We start from the raw sequence: 17,225 nt of genomic DNA, 5'->3' as shown, positions 1-17,225 counted from the left end.
AAAGGCGTGTGCTAAAGCCACGCCCTTAAACTGCTAAAATGCTTTTATTTCTTCGTCTCTGCCAAAAACCATGAATCCGCCGTAGCCCTTGCCCTCGTAATAATTGATCTGCTTGCCAAATTTTTTCTTCATGGCGACCAGATTGACCGTATAGCCGTCCGCCCTCAGCTTGTCAGCGTAGGGAATGACCTCAGTCATCGCGTCCTTACCCGCGTCGTAGAACAGGAGGAGCCGTTTGTTTTCATCGGCCTTATCTGCCTGTTCCTCCAGAAGGATATTGACAATCCGTTCAAAGCCGATGGAAAAGCCAACCGCCGGAGCCGAGTTTTTAGAGTATTTGCCGATCATATTGTCATAGCGCCCGCCGCCGGCAATGGAAAAGCCATAGGGCCCATAGCTCACCTCAAAGATCTGGCCGGTATAATAGCCCATGCCGCGGATCAGCGTAAAGTCAAAGACAACCTGATACCTGCCGCCAGAAAGGGCAGCGCTGGTTTCAATAACCTTTTTCAGGTCTGCCACCGCCTCAGGCTCGTCAACCTTGTCGCCGATGTTGTCCAGCGTAACGGTGGCCGCCTCGTCCACGAAAGCATTTACCATGGCTTCATCATAGCCCTTTTCGATAAGTTCCTTCTTCACGCCGTCCGCGCCGATCTTATCCGCCTTGTCCAGGGAAATGCAGACCGAGCCTGCATCCTCTTCCTTAAAGCCCGCCTTTGCGATAAAGGCGTTCAGCAGCTTGCGGTCATTCACCTTGATGGTGAATCCCTCAAAGCCGATGGCCATGAGTGCTTTGGAGGTCGTGTTGATCAGTTCCATCTCAGCCGATACCGTGGGATCGCCGATAATATCAATATCGCACTGCTTGAAGGAACGGTAACGCCCCTTCTGCGGGCGCTCCGCCCGGAACACGTTGCCGATCTGGATGGCTTTAAAAGGCGTTTCCAGCTCACCGGCATTGTTTGAGTAAAAACGGCTCAGCGGCAAGGTCAGATCAAAGCGCAGGCCCATATCACAGAGATCAGACACAGTGCTTTCCTCATGAACCTTAAGCTTGTCGCCGCGCTTTAAAACCGTGAAGAGCATCTTCAGGTTTTCGCCGCCGTCGCTGCCGAGCAGCAATTCGATATTTTCAAGGGCCGGCGTTTCAATCCGCGAGAACCCATGACTTCTGTAAATCGCCAGGATCTGCTGCTCTAGCTGATCCCGGATAAGCATTTCCCGGGGCAGAATATCACGCGCGCCCCGCACTGGATTTGAACTAATCAATTCGGTCACCTCTTATACTAATTTAATCTGACGATAAACTTTCTTGCCCTTTTTAACGATGATGGCATCATCCTTGAAATCCGCCGGTGTGATAAGCGCCTTGATGTCTGTAATCTTATTGCCGTCCACTTCAATACCGCCCTGCTGTACCAGCCTGCGGCCTTCGCTCCTGCTCGGAATCAGGCCTGCCGCATCGAGCAGTGTCAGGATTTCCATGCCGTCGCCCAGCGCATCCCTTGACAGGTCCACGCTCGGGATATCATCGGTTTTCACACCGCCCGCAAATAAGGCTCTTGAAGCTTCCTGCGCCTTGTCTGCATCCTCCTTGCTGTGAACCATAGAGGTAACCTCATAGGCCAAAATTTCCTTGGCTTTATTGATTTCAGAACCCTCCAGAGCGCCCAGACGGTGAACCTCATCCATGGGCAGGAAGGTGAGCATTGCCAGGCATTTTTCAACGTCAGCGTCCGCCACATTCCGCCAGTACTGGTAGAACTCGTAGGGTGAGGTTTTTTCAGGATCAAGCCACAGCGCGCCTTTGGCGGTTTTACCCATTTTAATGCCCTCGCTGGTGGTCAGCAGAGAGAAGGTCATGCCATATACGGTTTGGGCATCCTTGCGGCGCACCAGCTCAGCCCCGGCGATGATATTAGACCACTGGTCATTGCCGCCGAACTGCATTTTACAGCCATAGTCCTTGTGCAGTACATAGAAGTCATAGGCCTGCAGCAGCATGTAGTTAAATTCAAGGAAGGTCAGGCCTTTTTCCATTCTGGATTTGTAACATTCTGCGGTCAGCATCCGGTTGACAGAGAAGTGGGCGCCCACATCTCTTAAGAAGCCAATATAGTTTAAAGGCAGAAGCCATTCCGCGTTGTTAACCATCATGGCTCTGTCATCCTCAAAGGTCAGGAATTTTTCAAAAACCTTTTTGAATTTTTCGCCGTTTTCCGCAATCCGTTCCTGAGTCATGACCTGGCGCAGGTCCTGTCTGCCGGAGGGGTCCCCGATCATGGTGGTTCCGCCGCCGATCAGAGCAATGGGTCTGTGCCCATAGCGCTGCATGTGCGCCATCACCATAATCTGGATGAAGTGCCCAACGTGCAGGCTGTCTGCTGTCGGGTCGAAGCCAATATAAAAGGTGACCGATTCGCTGCCCAATAATTTGCGGATTTCTTCCTCATTGGTGCACTGCTCGATCATACCGCGTTCTTTTAGTACGTCAAATACATTTTCCATTTGTCTGTCTATCCTTTCAAAAGTGTTTTATTATTTCTCTATAAAAGATCCTTCATATTTTCATTGATTTTATCCGTGACTTCTTCCTGAACCGTCGTCTTACGCCGCTCCCACCGGACCAGCGCCTCGGTGACAAACACCTTGATGACCGCAAAAAACGGAATGGCCACAAACATGCCGAGCGGTCCGAAAAGGCTCCCGCCTACCATGACGCAGAACAGTACCCAGAAGGGGTTCAGCTCCACGATTTTTCCAAGTACGTTTGGTCCCAGAATATTGCCGTCAAACTGCTGTACCGCAAGAATCCAGATCGCAACCCCGAGGGCCTTGGCCGGGCTGTAAAGCAGTGTCAGGAAAATACCGGGGATCGCCCCGATGATCGGGCCAAAATAAGGGATAACATTGGTCACGCCCACCACCAGTGCGATAAGCGGCGCGTATTCCACCCGCAGCACCAGAAGCCCGATGTAGCAGATGAGCCCGATTAAGGCCGAGGTCATGATTTTACCAGAGAAGTATTTGTAAAAAACACCGTCAATGGTACGGATGGCCCAATTAAAGCCATTGTTAGCCTTTGGGCTCATAATGGCACGGTTCAGCCGTTTCAGCTGACTCTCAATATTTTCCTTGTCCAGCATCAGGTAAAAGCCGGCGAAAAAAACTGCCACAAAGCCGATTAAAAAGCTGGTGGTTCCCTTGGCAAAGCCAACGGCAATGTTTCCGATCTGCTTAACCGATTCGGAGTTGAAATTCATATTGCCAAAAATAAAGTCCATGGTGTCCTTGGCATTCAGGTTCTGGACCGAAGACAGGTCCAGCTGTATCATGTCAACCAAATCCTTAAAGAAACCCCCGCGCTGTGACAGGTTTATCAAAAAAGCATTGATTTCCGCCGCATAGGTGGGTATACTGCTCACTAAGCCGACCACGCTGTCAATGATGGCCGGTATCGAGATATACATGAACAGGATCACCACGATAATCGTAATGACATAGATAACCAAAACCGCCAGGAGCCTGACGAGTTTTGGTTTTTTCTCACTTCCCTTAATGTACTTAAAGGCTTTCTTCTCAATCCACCGCATGGGACGGAACAAAAAGTAGGCCAGCACTGCTCCCATGATAATGGGCAGCAGAATTTCAAAGGCCGATCCTACCACATTGCTGACGGCCGAGAGGATAAAGCCGAGATTGTCGAGTATCTTATAAAACAGAATGATGGTAATGACGCCTAAAACCGCGTAAGTATAGTATTTTAAATACTGCTTATCAAATTTAATGCGCATTCTCTGCACCTCCTGTCTTAAAAAATAGATTAACAACCTTCATCTTACCATTTTAAGAGAAAAATTTAAACAATTTTCTAAGAAATCTTTGAAAAATTTCAAATTATCATGTATACTTGAACAATGATAAAACAAACAAGGCAGTTAACACTGAATTTATAAAATTCTGGACCAAGGTAAAAAGCGAATCCCCACGGCATCGCCGCTCCGTTTTTTATCGGCGGCCCTCTTTAAGGAGCATCCATGTTATTTTATATATTATTCATCATTGGAGGAATCGTCGTTGACCAGCTAACCAAATATCTGGCCGTAACATTTTTATCGCCCGTCACCACTGTCCCGGTCATTCCCCATGTATTTCACCTGACCTACGTGGAGAACACAGGCGCCGCTTTCAGTATTTTTGCCGGGAAACAGATCTTTCTGATCCTTCTCACCCTGATTTTTATTGTTGTGCTGGTCTACTTCTTTGTCATCATGCCAAAGACCAAGCGGTATTTTGATGTCAATCTGGCCCTGTCCATGATCATCAGCGGCGCTGTCGGCAATCTGATCGACCGTATCCGCCTGAACTATGTGATCGACTTTTTCGACGTCCGTCTCATTGGCTTTGCCATTTTCAACATCGCCGATATTTTTGTGGTCGTTGGGTGTATCCTGATGGTTATCGCCATTTTCAGAAACAAAGAGCTTCTCAATGACCCGCCGAGTCTGGCTAAAAAAAAACGCCAGCGGGCCGAACAGACATTAAAAAAGTCCAAAACCAGCGCCAAAAACAATAACGCACCCGCTGAGCGCACGGCCGAAGATGCCCAGGGGCTGAATAAGGATGTGCTTTCAAAGAGAAAGCCCCGAAAACGCCGCCGGAATCTGGAGCCAGAGGTCAAGACCAAAATCGAAAAGCTGCCTGAGCATTACAGCTCCATCGACTTTGAACCCGGACCGCCGCCGGAGGAGCCAGAGTTCCTCCAGCACAAAAAGAAAAAAAATTCCGAGGATTAATCCACAGATTAAAACACCTCCTGAAACGCCAGCTTCTGGTTTTTCGGGAGGTGTTTTTGCGTTGGCTGTCCTGTCTATTCCAGTACAGCCACCATATCTTTTTCAGTGATCTGGATATGCGCGCCGGCCGCTTCGCTGGCTTCACTGCAGCGGTGGTTGGCGATATTGTCAATGATCTTCTGGTGCTGGCCGATGAGCGGCGTCTTGTCCTCAATATGATGGACATATTCCACACGGACACGCTGCATCTGTTCTCTCAAAGAGTTGATCATCTGGATCAGGCGTTCGTTTCCCGTCGCGCGGTAAATGGCTTCGTGAAACTCAATATCGTAGTTGATAATGCCTTCCTCATCATTTTTAAGGGCAGATTCCTCAAAACCCCGGTTACTTTCCTTCAGCTTTTTGACATCTTCCTCCGTTGCGTTTTTGGCCGCTAACTCAGCGGACAGAGCTTCCAGAGCGCGCCGGATTTCCATCATATCCCGGAGGTCGTCGATGGACATGGGCGTAACGTAAGCGCCCTTTCTCGGCACCATTTTCACAAGTCCTTCCAGCTCAAGCTTACGGATGGACTCACGCACCGGGGTACGGCTGACGCCCAGCTGTTCTGCCAGCTGCACCTCCATCAGACGCTGGCCCGGCTTCAGGTCGCCGTTGATAATGGCGTTTCTGATGGTTTCAAACACGATTTCTCTCAGCGGCTTGCATGAGCTCACATCAAGGGTTAATTTGATTTTTTCTTTTTCTGCTTCCATATTCTCTGTATCCTCTATTCTATTTCAGTTAAAAATGTTAAAAAATAATTCCGTCTAAAGGCTTCGCGCGCATTCTCAGCCGCCGCCTTGTCTAAAAAGTAACCGATCACCGTCGAACCGCTGCCGCTCATAATGGATGCGAAAGCGCCAGACTCCAGCATTTTTGCCTTCATCTCGCCAATCTCTGGATAATCCTGAAAAACCACCTGCTCAAAGGCATTGCCCACAGCACTGCCAAGCGCCGCGTAATCCTCCGTCTCCACCAGCTGGATGACTCGGTCGATGTCCGGATGTGCCACATGCTCCGCGCTGTCCAAACGGCCGAAAGCCCAGGGTGTCGCGATGTTTATCTCAGGCTTTACCACCAGCACCGGCAGCTTTCTCAAGGGCTTTACCGGCTTGATGACCTCACCGATCCCCTCTACCAGCGCCATTCCTTTGTAGCAGCAATATGGAACATCCGCGCCGATCGTACTGCCAAAAGCAAGCATCTCCTCAAGACTCAGGTTCAGCCCCCAGATCAGGTTCAGTCCCAGAATGGCTGCCGCCGCGTCGGCGCTGCCGCCAGCCAGTCCCGCTTCACTTGGAATGTTCTTTTTGATGTCGATCTGGACTCCCCGGTCAATGCCAAAACGGGCCTGCAGCTTTTCAGCGACCCGATGGACCAGATTGCGCTCATCTGTCGGGATTTTAGGATCACTGCAGGAAATGGAGATTCCCTGGCCGCTGCTTTTAAACACAAGTGTATCCGACAATGCCACCGAATGGTTAACCATGCGCATCTCATGATAACCGTCATGGCGTTTGCCGATAACGTCCAAAGAAAGGTTTACCTTTGCGGGCGCCCGCACTACATATTCTTTCATACATCCATCCTTCTCGTTTATACTCTGAGCACATTGTATACATTATAACACAAGACAAAGTAAATTCAACTGGTATCTTTAAGTTTGTCTAAAAATTATCCGTAAGTTTAAATGCAATTTCATGTATTTCTTTAAGCAAATAGTGTATAATTAGGGATACTTTAATCAAGGGAGCGTATGAATGAAAAACATAGAGGATTACAAGGCTGTCATCTTTGATTTTGACGGTACCCTTGTAGATTCAATGGGGCTGTGGCACAGCATTGACCACATCTATCTGGAACGCCATAACAAGGCCTGTCCTGAAACCCTGCCCTATGAGATTGCCGGTAAAAGCTTTACCGAGACCGCAGAATATTTTAAGGAGCGCTTCGAACTCGAGGACTCCATCGAAGACATTAAAGCCGAATGGGTGGAGATGTCCCACGAAGAATATTTAAACCACGTACATTTTAAGCCCGGTGCCCTGCACCTGATCCGCGATTTGCACAGGCGTTGCCAGCGCATTGCCATGGCAACTTCCAACAACCGGGAGACCACCGAGGCTTTTCTCCAAAAGCACAACGTGCTGAGCTATTTTGACATTCTCTGCTTTACCACCGAGGTAGGCGCAGGAAAACCAAACCCGGCAGTTTTTAACCAGGCGGCACAGCTGCTGTCCCTGCCGCCAGAGGATTGTCTTGTCTTCGAGGATACGCTGGAGGGGATTCAGGCCGCCAAGGCCGCTGGAATGGACGTGATCGCCGTAGCTGATTTATGGCAGGGCGACCATCTGGTCAAAATCAAGAATCTGTCCGATGGTTTCATTCAGGATTTTACAGATTTAGAATAGAAAGGAAAACTCCGATGTCCATCAACTTTCAAAATGACTGGGAGGACACCCTCCAAAAAGAGTTTCAACAGGAATACTATCAGAAGCTGCGGCGCTTTCTGTTTCACGAGTATAAAACACAGACCGTCTACCCGGATATGTATGACATTTTTAACGCATTTCATTTCACGGCCTACTCGGATACCAAGGTCTGCATCATCGGCCAGGACCCTTACCACGGCAAAGGCCAGGCTCACGGCCTTTCTTTTTCTGTAAAGCCAGAGGTTGCTGTGCCGCCATCGCTTCAGAACATTTATAAGGAGCTGCACGACGACCTGGGCTGCGCGATTCCCAGCCATGGCTACCTGAAAAAATGGACCGATGAAGGGGTTCTGCTGCTCAACGCAGTGCTCACCGTGCGGGCAGGCCAGCCAGCCTCCCACAGAGGCATGGGCTGGGAACAGTTCACAGACCATGTTATCGAAACTTTGAACAAGCGCGAAGACCCCATTGTCTTTATTCTGTGGGGTGCTTTTGCCCAGTCCAAAATCCCAATGATCACCAACCCGGCCCATCATATTATAAAATCGCCGCATCCCAGCCCATTCTCGGCAAGCCGCGGCTTCTTTGGCAGCCGGCCGTTTTCAAAGACCAACGCCTTTCTCGAAAGCATTGGTAAAAAACCGGTTGACTGGCAGATCGATCCCCTTTAGAAACGAGGTTCATCTTGGATTTAACAATTTTACTCTGGATTCAGGCACATATGCGCTGCGATGTGCTTGATTTTATTTTTACCCTTATCACAAAGCTTGGCAATACCGGCATTATCTGGATACTGCTGACCCTGATCCTGCTCATCCGCAAAGATACCCGCTATACAGGCCTGGTCATGGCCATCGCGTTTATCCTGTCGGCAGCAGTGGTCAATCTTGGTATAAAGCCCCTTGTCAGCAGGCCGCGGCCCTTTCAGGTCCACCCCATCGAGCTTGCCATCGCCGCGCCTTACGGGACCTCCTTCCCATCAGGCCACAGCGCCACCTCCTTTGCGGCTGCCTGGGCCTACTTTATCACAAGGAAAAACCGGCTTCGCTGGGGGCTTTTAGCGCTGGCTGCCGCCATTGCTTTCTCGCGCCTGTACCTCTTTGTCCATTTCCCAACAGACGTGCTGGCCGGCATCATCATTGGCGTTATTCTGAGCTATGCCGCAAAGCTCATTGCTGACAGGCTTGTAAAAAATGGAAGGTGGGGAATCCATGCCAACCCGTAAGAAAATATCCCCCCTGATCATCATCGTCCTTATCCTGATCACAGGTGCCTTTCTGCTCTACCACTGGGGCATCCTGCAGTTTAACCATCCCGACGCGGAAACCTACCCGGTGCAGGGCATTGATGTCTCCACCTACCAGGGCACCATCGACTGGCCGGTTTTGGCTGGTAATGACCTGACCTTCGCCTTTATCAAGGCTACTGAAGGCAGCAGTTTTCAGGATGAAAAATTCAAATACAACTGGGAAAACGCCGGAAAGACCCATCTGAAGGTCGGCGCCTATCATTTTTTCAGCTATGAAACCAGCGGCGCCACCCAGGCGGAAAATTATATCAAAACCGTCCCCATAAAGGACGACGCCCTGCCGCCTGTGGTCGACATTGAATTTTACGGCAGCTATACCCGTTATACCGCGCCGGATAAAGAGACCACCCGCAGAGAGCTCACAGAGCTTTTAAATCGCCTTGAAAGCCATTATGGCAAGCGGCCGATCCTCTACACCTCTACCAAGCCCTACGCCACCTACATTGCTGATCATTACACCGATTATCCCATCTGGATTCGGAATTTCTACGCCTGTCCCATCCTGTCAGACCACCGGCAATGGACCTTCTGGCAATACTCAGACAAAGGCTCTCTCTCCGGGTATACAGGCTACGCGCCCAACATCGACCTCAATGTTTACCGCGGCAGCTATGACGAGTTCATGGCCCAGTTCGGGTATTAAAAAAGCTGTTACCAGACTGGCAACAGCTTTTTTTAGTTGGTTATAACCTGTTTCAGGTATTTGATCACCAGGTCCGCAAAGCGGTTAATGTCTTTGATATAGGCAAAGTCCTTACCGTAAATCAGCTTTTCTGCCGGCAGATCCCTCTCCTTGCCCGTGAATACACCGAGCACCATGATCCCCTGCTGGCGCGCCCTGCGCACCTCGATCGCCGTATCTCTCACGGCTGTGGCGCCGCGGTAGGCCTCCTCGAGCGTCTGGCTCTGCCCTTTTCCCACCTTGATATCATTGGGGCGTCCGTCGCTCAAAACAATGAGAATTTTATTATCCTCCGGGCGGCTTTTCAATTCCTCAACCACTGCCTTGATGGCTAAACCGTCACGGTTATTGCCAGTGCAGTAATACTCAAAAATATTTTCATTGGCCCTCAGGTTTGACTCATAATCACGGTAACGCTTCAGAATCGTGTAATCCAGAAAGCTGTTAAACCCCATCACTCGGTTGGGAATACCGTTCAGGGTCAGCGCCTGAGCCAGCACATAGGCCTGGCTTGCCACCAGCGCCTGATTGCGCCGCTGCGATCCGCTGGAATCAATGAGAATATCCACCACATAACTTCCCTTGTCATTATCCAGCGTGCGCACAAATACCTTCGTGTTGCTGCTGCGCCCAACCCTCCACAGCTTGTTGGGCACAAGCATTCCCTGGTCCGATGGAATCTCGTCCTTAAATTCCTCCTGAATCAGCGTCCGGGCAATACTGTCCCGCAGCTTGTGGATATTGCGCTTATGAATGCGCTTATTCACACCGTAGGCCAGGGTATTCTTTACCTTGTGCCGTCCAACCAGATTTTTCTGGAATCCGTTATCACAATTGCTGCGGATAACCCCATCCGTCAGATGAATCCGGCAGTTTTCATGCACATCACGGCACACCCTGTTCTGCAGCCTCCGGACCTCCGGTGTCGAAAGGTAGGTTTTTCCAAAATGATAGGAGACCTTTTCGTAGATTTTATCCAGATCCTCAGCCTTGATACGGAGGACACGGTTACTTTTGACATCACTGTTAAGCCCGCTGCCCTCCCCGTTATCCCCCAGAAGGGATTCGGCGATTTCATTCAGGCTTTCATCCAGCTGCATTTCTTCTTCCAACGCGTCATCATAGAATTCTTCCATCATAAAATCGTTGAAATCACTCGGCTCCACATCGCCGCGGCGTTCCTCACCAATAACCTCCCCATCCTCTGAGTACACATAAATGGGAAAATACTTGATATAGGCAGACTCAACGCCCTTCAGCATATCAATGGTGTCCTCACAGCCGCTGAGGGATTTGATGTCGCCAATCAGGCCGTTTGTCGCCACATCCATCCGGGGCGTTTTACCAACCTTTTCCAGCACCAGCGCATGTCTTGCCTTTTCAAGGAGATTGTCGGTATGCATCCTGAAATAATCGGACAGAATATCGTCATAGGCCTTTTTCCGAATATCATAGATTCCTGGCCGTTCCTCCATGAGCTTTTCCTCTACCAGCACATCCGTCGCCATCTGGATCAGCCCCAGGAGAATATCCTTGTCCAATCCTGCCTTTACGCGGCTGATGATAAAACGCTTCACTGCGTCCCAGTTGATGTATTTACGCCGTCCGCCCGCTGTGATCCCCTGGTAAAGGGCCACATCCTTAGAGATAAAGCTCTTTTCGCCAGCGTCCATGTTCTCATCGTAATTGCCGGAAATCGTCCACATCAGATTTGTCACACGGTTGTCAAAATCCAGGTCATCATAAACCCATTTTTCCAGTTCTGCCATTGTCATCCCTCCTTTCTCAAAGGGTATCGCCGCGATACGGGTTAAAAAATATCCTCAGCTGTCCAGTCCTCCCGGATACGCGTCCGGATAACGTCATAAACAATTTCCTTTTCATACTGGTCGAAGGTTTTCCCGATAACGCCCATATTGATGGCAAGCATTGGCCGCAAGCCCCTGCGTATGGTGCGGAGGCTGCCCATGATTCCGCGAAGGTCCACCGATTTGGTTGAGATTTCAGAGTTCATGGCTTTTTCCTGTAAATCCAGAAAGATACCGGCAAACTGCTTCAGCATATCCTGCTTGGCGTCTGGAAATTCATCGGCTAAAATGACCATCAGGGTTTCTTCATCAATCTGAGGAATATCAATGGTCATAAAACGGGATACCAGGGCTTCATTCAGCTCTTTGGTCCCCGCGTATTCATAATTCATGGTCCCGATAAAGCGGGTGGCCGGATTCAGGCTGATCTTTTCATAGCCTGGCACATCAATGACCTTACGGTAGTCAAGGGCGGAGTGCAGAACGACCAGCGCGTCATTTTTAGCCATATTGATTTCATCAAAGACGCCAAACCCGCCGTTCACCGCACATTCATAAACCGACCCGCGGCGCAGGCGAACCTCATTGTCAATAAAGGTATCTGTTCCAATCAGGCTGGTGCTGTCTGTGTTGACATGGAAGGATGTATTCCACTGGGGTCTGCTGAAAAGCTCACACAGGTTATCAGCCAAAACATTTTTTCCTGTCGCCTTGGGGCCGGAAAGCAGGATATTTTCACCCTCCAGAATCGCAGTGATGCACATGGCCCAGATGTCCCTGCCATAAAAGATGGTCTCTGACCGGGGCACTCGGTCTGCCAGGTCTGCCTCAACCGGGTACTCGGCTCTAAAATGCTTTACATCGTCAATCAATTTCTCACTGATGCCCTGCTCTAAAAGTTTGTTATAAAGTTCCAATTCAATCTCCTTTTGTCTTTTCTCATCATTTATTTTTCTCTACCGCGTAATAATACGCTTGAGATAGGTTGTAACAATATCGGCAAAATGCTTAACATCCCGGGTATAGATAAAGTCCTTGCCGTAAATCAGCTTTTCTGCCTTAAGCTCCTGTTCGTTTCCGGTGAAAACGCCAAGGACCGAGATCCCGCGCTGTCTGGCAATGCGCACCTCCTTGGCCGTATCGCCGACAGCCAAACCGCCGGTATAGGCTTTTTCTCCCCTGAATGGATTTTTATTCCCCTTGCGCTCCAGATGCATGTCGTTGGGCTTGCCGTCACTCAGTATAATGAGAATCTTGTTCTCTTCATCCCTTGTATAAAGCCCATCACAGATTCCTTTGATGGCCAGACCATCCCGGTTGCTTCCTTCACAGTAATATTCAAAAATATTCTCAGTCTCCCTCAGGGGATCATCATAATTTCTAAAACGCTTGAGAACCGTAAAATCCAGAAAACAGTTAAAACCGTTGACCCGGCAGGGTATCCCCGCTTCGATCAACGCCCGGGCAATGATGTATGCCTGAATGGCGACCAATGCCTCACGCCCCTTTTGGGAGGTACTGCTGTCCAGCAAGAGGTCGACCACGTAGCCGCCCTTATCATTGCTCTCAAAACGCCTGAATATCCTGGAACAGGGTGTTCTGCCCACGCGCCATACCTTGGCGGCGTCAATATCGCCTGAATCGCTGGCAACCGGATAGCGGGCTCTCTCTGCGACCAGTGTGCGGATCAATGCGTCGCGGAGACGCTTGATCGTTCTGGAATACACCCTCAGATTTGCCTGATAGGCATCCTGGTTTCTTTTCAGATCCCTTTTCGCATATTTCCTCTGAAATTCACCATCACACTCACTCCGCAGGACACCCTCTGTATAATGCAGCCTGCAGTCCCGGTGAACGCCCTTGCATGTCCGGCTCTGAAGCTGCTTGACCTGGTAGGATTCCAGATATGAGCTGCCGCAGTAATGCGCTACCTGCTTATGCATATTATCAATCTGTTCCTGATCGAGATAAACCACATCTGCTTCCGCGATATTTCCAGATATTTCCTTTTGGTCACTGTTTACCTGGAGCGACTCGCGGCTCATCATCGCCGAAATAACACTGTCCACAAAATCCTCTGTGTTAATATCCTTTTCTTTATCCTGATGTAGAACCGCGCCCCAGTCAAGAACCCTTGTATCTTTTAACCCCTGCCACTCGATATAGATGGCATCCACGCCCTCAAGCAGCTCTGCTGTTGTCGCTGAGCTTCGCAGACTCAGTAAGCCCTCCGCCAGCTGCTGCGCCTCTGGTCTGACCGAAGAAGCAGCGCCCGCCAGCGTCTCAAAGATGGCAAACTCCACCTGATCCAGTATCTTATTTGAGTCGGGCATTTCCATCAGGGCAACCATCTCCGAGCAGGCTTCGTTTTGAATGTCCGCAATTCCTGGCCTCTCTCTAACCAGACGGTCAATGACCATTGGGTTAGCCGCATAAAGAATCAACAGCTGGAGCCTGTCTCGTTTAAAGCCCTGACGTCTCCGCCAGCCAACATAGGTATCAACCAGCTGCCAATCTATGAATCGACGGCGGCCACCTGCCGTAATGCCATAATAAAGCGCAATGTTTTTAGAAAGGTTTGTTTTTTCCGCTGTACTCATCTGTTCTTTATAATCTCCACAGATGGTCCACATCAGGTTTGTTACACGATTATCAAACTCAAAGTCATCATATTCCCAATGTAAATTTTCCCCCATTATCTTTTTCCTCGATGTTCTTTTATAATATCCCCAGTTTATCACTTATTCTTTAAATTCGCCACCCTATGAACGGGTAAATTAATGCTATTCTATTTTAACATACTGCCGCCGCAAATGCTGTTGCAAAAAACACAAAACCGGCATTTAGCAGTGCCGGTTTTCTTTTTTAATCTGTTCAGTATGATATTTTTTCAATATGACCGTTCCTGCAAGAGAACCGCCCCCTGCCATAATCAGAACTGCGCCTGTCCCTATCCTTTCCGCAATTCCGGTATTTGGGTTTCCTGAACTGGTTTGAGTTACTGCTTGCGCCGCATTGTTGTCTTCTTTCGCCATGACAAATGCCTGGGGGCTAAAAGCCAGACAAAATAAAAGCAATGCTATAATGATCGAATGATTTATTTTTTTCATGATAAGACTCCTTATATTCTATAAGTATCTATTTTATACCCTTCTGGTAAAATTTGACACATTGCCTTAAAAAAGCCTTATTCTTCTTTATCCGTTTCCTTCCTCAATAAAAAAAGTAAAGCCGCCGATCCAAGAATGGCGACAAGAAAAATCAAGGCCATACCTACATCCCTGATTTTTACGTGCAAATCTTTTTCTGAAACACTGGAGTATGCTTCGTAGGCCCTCACTCCATTGTAAAGCAAAGCATTCTCTTTTTCTGTCTCATCATCTGTTTCAAGTGATGTGGTATCACCTTTGACTACTTCTTCTTTTTGCTCAACCTCCTGTTCAAATTGAAGTGCTCCCATCTCCTTAACATAAGTAAAAAAGCTGCTGCTGATAATAAATATTATAATGCCCAAAAAAGCCAAAAGGCCCTTCGTAAACTTATCCATCCTTTTTACTCCTTCTCTATTATGCCGTATCTCTTATTATAGAAGACCTTTTTCACTTCTAAACACTCTTTTGACAATAATCACGAAAAAAATGTGACACTTCTGTGCGGCAATAAAAAAAGACCCGTACCTTTATTGGTACAGGTCTCAAAATATTTAGAGAAGATAATCAGGAAGCTCATGGAGCTTCTGCATTTTTTCTTTCAACTCTTTCTTGATTTTTTCTTCAAGTTCTACTTTATTTCGTGCTTCCTGCTCTTCTTTTTCTTTTCGTTCTTTTTCGATACGGATGGCTTCCTGACGTTCAAATTCTTTCTTCTTAGCTTCTTCGGCCTTCCGTTTTTCTTCGACTTCCGCCTTCTTCTTAGCTTCTGCTTCGGCAGCTGCTTTCTTCTTAGCTTCCTCTTCAGCTTTCGCTTTGGTGGCCGCTTCTCTCTCAGCCTTCTTTTTAGCTTCCGCTTCTGCCTTTTCTTTTGCTTTGGCGGCTTCTTCGGCTTTTTTCTTAGCTTCAGCCTCTTCCCTGGCCTTTGCCTGGGCATCATCAGCCGCTTTTGCTTTCGCAGCCGCTTCTTCCTCTGCCTTTTTCTTGGCCTCTGCCTCAGCTTTCGCTTTGGCCTCAGCTTCTTGTTTTTTCTTCAACTCTGCCTCAGCTTTTTTCTTGGCAGCTTCGGCTTCTTTTGCTTTTTGTTCCGCCAATTTTTCTGCCTTTTCCTTTTCAGCGGTTTCCTTGGCGGCCTGCTGATCAGCCTCTTCTTTCGCCTTTTTTTCAGCTTCTTTTACCTTGGCAGCAGCTTCGGCTTCTTTTTTCGCTTTTTCGGCGGCTTCAGCCTCGGCTTTCTGGCGAGCGACTTCGGCTTTCTTTTCTTTTTCCTCAGCTGCCTTTTCGGCCAGTTCTTTTTCCTTTTTAATGGCTTCGGCTTTCAGCTTTTCTGCTTCAAGCTTGGCAGCGGAGGCCTGTTCTTCTTCCTTCGGTTCCCCCATAATCTTTTTCTTCAAATCATCGATGATTCCCACTTCGTTATCCCCCGTATTAGTAGAATTTTCATCTGTCAAAACCTTAGAAGCCAGTTCGTTTTTTTCCTTAATGGTACTATTATGTGTTTTTAATTCTGATTTTAATTTGCTTTTCCTAGCCATTTAAAAGCCCCCTTTGGATTCTATTTCTTTAAATAAATTCAGATAATCTTCAGCGCCATTTGACTTTGGTTTATACTCAAAAATAGATTGCTTAAATATCGGTGACTCTACCAGGGCGATATTTTTTCTGATATAGGTATCCATAAACTTCTCGCCAAAGCTCGCCTTTAAATTATCATATTGAAGATTGTTAATATTATTACGTACATCATGAAGTGTTGCAAAAAGAAGGGTAATATCCTTATTGATTCCCAGTGACTTGCTGATATATTCCAGAGTTTCCTCCAAGAGATGCACCCCATCCACAGCATAATACTCGGTTTGCACTGGAATGAAAATATCATCGGTGACAACAAGCGCGTTGGTGGTTACAATACTGAATGACGGCGAACAGTCAATGATGCAGTATTCATAATCGTCTGCCACTGCCTCAAGCTTACGTTTTAAAATAAACTCGCGTCCATACATGCCTGCAAGACGCGGCTCAATCGTTGCCATCAGCAGACTGGAAGGAATAATATCAATGTTATCGCTTACTTGATAAATAACATCCTTGGCTTCTTTTTCGTCAGTAAATAAATGATAGATACATGGACGGTCCAGATCGTACTCCATAAGAGAGTTGGTCAGGTTGCTCTGCATATCGCAGTCAATATAAAGCACCTTTCCTTTTATCTTTTGTCCCAGCAGATATCCGAGATTGATGACAGATGTGGTTTTTCCGCAGCCGCCCTTTAAGTTAAATAAACTGATGGTTTTCACGTCGTTCCCTCTTATCTTTTTATTTTTTATAAAAGATCATAGTGATATAATCGCTTATAAAAAATAAAAGGTCTATATATGAAAAGATGTTTAGATGGAATAGCTTCCATCTAAACATTTCATGCGTTTTAGAAAATGACTTTCTTAATATCTTTATGCGGTGACGCGATTACTGAGTAACTTGTGATAACACCTAAATCGCGCATATCTGCTTCTGCGGCCTTGATCGCCTGTTTAACAGAAGCAACTTCACCAGTCAATAATACAAAACCTTTACCACCCAAGCCTCTGGCTATTCTGATTTCAATCAACTCGACATTTGCAGCCTTAACAGCCACATCGCCAACGATAATTGAAGAGATTGCATTAATTGTTTCAACGATACCAAGAGCTTTGACATCTTCGATTTCTCCCGCACCTAACATAGCCGGCAATACATCCGGATGAATGTTCGGAATAACGTGGGATTCGAGTACATAGATTCCACCGATGTGCTCACCGTTTCTAATTGATGCCTGAACGGCCCCTACGTCACCGGAAATTATGGTAACATATTTCCCGGGACATAAAGGAGAGGCCATCATTAAATCAACATTTCCGGCTTTCAGCATATCATCAGTGGCTTCGATGCCGATAGGAATACTCTTAAATTCTATAAAACCTACTGCTTTTTTCAAAATACCACTTCTTTCTATACTGTGAATTCAATG

At 47.8% G+C, this 17,225-nt stretch carries 18 protein-coding genes; 5 read left to right on the top strand and 13 right to left on the bottom strand.

The features are described from left to right. Nucleotides 1–33: 33 nt before the first annotated feature. From hisS to B2M23_RS06255, 3 genes are read right to left on the bottom strand one after another with little or no spacing between them, the layout of a single operon-like run. Nucleotides 34–1,278, bottom strand: a complete 1,245-nt coding sequence (gene hisS / locus B2M23_RS06265) for a histidine--tRNA ligase (protein WP_227208670.1) — start codon at nucleotides 1,276–1,278, stop codon at nucleotides 34–36. Nucleotides 1,279–1,281: 3 nt separating this feature from the next. Further along, a complete protein-coding gene (gene tyrS / locus B2M23_RS06260; protein WP_038352537.1) occupies nucleotides 1,282–2,508 on the bottom strand; it encodes a tyrosine--tRNA ligase in 1,227 nt (408 codons plus the stop codon). A 38-nt stretch (nucleotides 2,509–2,546) separates the two neighbouring features. Then, nucleotides 2,547–3,794 (bottom strand): AI-2E family transporter, encoded by a 1,248-nt coding sequence (locus tag B2M23_RS06255; RefSeq protein WP_038352536.1) that lies wholly within the window; start codon nucleotides 3,792–3,794, stop codon nucleotides 2,547–2,549. Between the two features lie 243 nt (nucleotides 3,795–4,037). Between B2M23_RS06255 and lspA the strand changes: the two genes are divergently transcribed. Continuing rightward, nucleotides 4,038–4,796 (top strand): signal peptidase II, encoded by a 759-nt coding sequence (gene lspA, locus B2M23_RS06250; protein ID WP_081571120.1) that lies wholly within the window; start codon nucleotides 4,038–4,040, stop codon nucleotides 4,794–4,796. A 74-nt stretch (nucleotides 4,797–4,870) separates the two neighbouring features. On the opposite strand, the gene B2M23_RS06245 is transcribed toward lspA, so the two are convergent. Next, nucleotides 4,871–5,551: a GntR family transcriptional regulator gene (locus tag B2M23_RS06245; RefSeq protein ID WP_038352535.1), complete on the bottom strand. Its 681-nt coding sequence runs from the start codon at nucleotides 5,549–5,551 to the stop codon at nucleotides 4,871–4,873. Nucleotides 5,552–5,565: 14 nt separating this feature from the next. Beyond that, nucleotides 5,566–6,417, bottom strand: a complete 852-nt coding sequence (ispE, locus tag B2M23_RS06240; RefSeq protein ID WP_038352534.1) for a 4-(cytidine 5'-diphospho)-2-C-methyl-D-erythritol kinase — start codon at nucleotides 6,415–6,417, stop codon at nucleotides 5,566–5,568. Between the two features lie 181 nt (nucleotides 6,418–6,598). Here ispE and B2M23_RS06235 point away from each other — a divergent pair, with 181 nt between their 5' ends. Genes B2M23_RS06235 through B2M23_RS06220 form a run of 4 tightly spaced genes read left to right on the top strand, consistent with a single transcriptional unit; the run spans nucleotide 6,599 to nucleotide 9,222 of the window. Then, nucleotides 6,599–7,249 carry an HAD family hydrolase gene (locus tag B2M23_RS06235; protein WP_038352533.1) on the top strand — a complete coding sequence of 217 codons (651 nt, stop codon included), beginning with the start codon at nucleotides 6,599–6,601 and terminating at the stop codon, nucleotides 7,247–7,249. Nucleotides 7,250–7,263: 14 nt separating this feature from the next. Continuing rightward, on the top strand, nucleotides 7,264–7,941 hold the full coding sequence (locus B2M23_RS06230) for a uracil-DNA glycosylase (RefSeq protein WP_038352532.1): 678 nt from the start codon (nucleotides 7,264–7,266) through the stop codon (nucleotides 7,939–7,941). A 14-nt stretch (nucleotides 7,942–7,955) separates the two neighbouring features. Further along, nucleotides 7,956–8,495, top strand: a complete 540-nt coding sequence (locus B2M23_RS06225) for a phosphatase PAP2 family protein (protein ID WP_038352531.1) — start codon at nucleotides 7,956–7,958, stop codon at nucleotides 8,493–8,495. Further along, nucleotides 8,482–9,222, top strand: coding sequence for a glycoside hydrolase family 25 protein (locus B2M23_RS06220; RefSeq protein ID WP_038352530.1), 741 nt, complete (start codon nucleotides 8,482–8,484; stop codon nucleotides 9,220–9,222). The genes B2M23_RS06225 and B2M23_RS06220 overlap by 14 nt, the downstream gene beginning before the upstream one ends. Nucleotides 9,223–9,254: 32 nt before the next feature. On the opposite strand, the gene B2M23_RS06215 is transcribed toward B2M23_RS06220, so the two are convergent. The 8 genes from B2M23_RS06215 to B2M23_RS06180 form a co-directional block, all read right to left on the bottom strand. Further along, the gene (locus B2M23_RS06215) at nucleotides 9,255–11,030 is read right to left on the bottom strand and encodes a cobaltochelatase CobT-related protein (RefSeq protein WP_038352529.1); all 1,776 of its coding nucleotides are present in this window, start codon (nucleotides 11,028–11,030) and stop codon (nucleotides 9,255–9,257) included. Between the two features lie 41 nt (nucleotides 11,031–11,071). Further along, nucleotides 11,072–11,986, bottom strand: coding sequence for an AAA family ATPase (locus B2M23_RS06210; RefSeq protein WP_038352528.1), 915 nt, complete (start codon nucleotides 11,984–11,986; stop codon nucleotides 11,072–11,074). A gap of 39 nt (nucleotides 11,987–12,025) precedes the next feature. Further along, nucleotides 12,026–13,765 carry a vWA domain-containing protein gene (locus tag B2M23_RS06205; protein WP_038352527.1) on the bottom strand — a complete coding sequence of 580 codons (1,740 nt, stop codon included), beginning with the start codon at nucleotides 13,763–13,765 and terminating at the stop codon, nucleotides 12,026–12,028. Between the two features lie 147 nt (nucleotides 13,766–13,912). Further along, entirely contained in the window at nucleotides 13,913–14,179 is a 267-nt protein-coding gene (locus B2M23_RS06200) for a hypothetical protein (RefSeq protein ID WP_038352526.1), read from the bottom strand. 77 nt (nucleotides 14,180–14,256) lie between these two features. Then, the gene (locus B2M23_RS06195) at nucleotides 14,257–14,616 is read right to left on the bottom strand and encodes a hypothetical protein (RefSeq protein WP_038352525.1); all 360 of its coding nucleotides are present in this window, start codon (nucleotides 14,614–14,616) and stop codon (nucleotides 14,257–14,259) included. Between the two features lie 156 nt (nucleotides 14,617–14,772). Next, nucleotides 14,773–15,753, bottom strand: coding sequence for a hypothetical protein (locus tag B2M23_RS06190; protein WP_052237273.1), 981 nt, complete (start codon nucleotides 15,751–15,753; stop codon nucleotides 14,773–14,775). Next, on the bottom strand, nucleotides 15,754–16,515 hold the full coding sequence (locus B2M23_RS06185) for a ParA family protein (protein ID WP_013382317.1): 762 nt from the start codon (nucleotides 16,513–16,515) through the stop codon (nucleotides 15,754–15,756). A gap of 128 nt (nucleotides 16,516–16,643) precedes the next feature. After that, the gene (locus B2M23_RS06180; protein ID WP_013382318.1) at nucleotides 16,644–17,192 is read right to left on the bottom strand and encodes a BMC domain-containing protein; all 549 of its coding nucleotides are present in this window, start codon (nucleotides 17,190–17,192) and stop codon (nucleotides 16,644–16,646) included. Nucleotides 17,193–17,225: the final 33 nt, after the last annotated feature.

It is taken from the genome of Eubacterium limosum (assembly GCF_000807675.2).
Lineage (GTDB): Bacteria > Bacillota > Clostridia > Eubacteriales > Eubacteriaceae > Eubacterium > Eubacterium limosum.
Note: the sequence above shows the minus strand (reverse complement) of the source record. Positions and strands in the feature narration are given on the sequence as shown.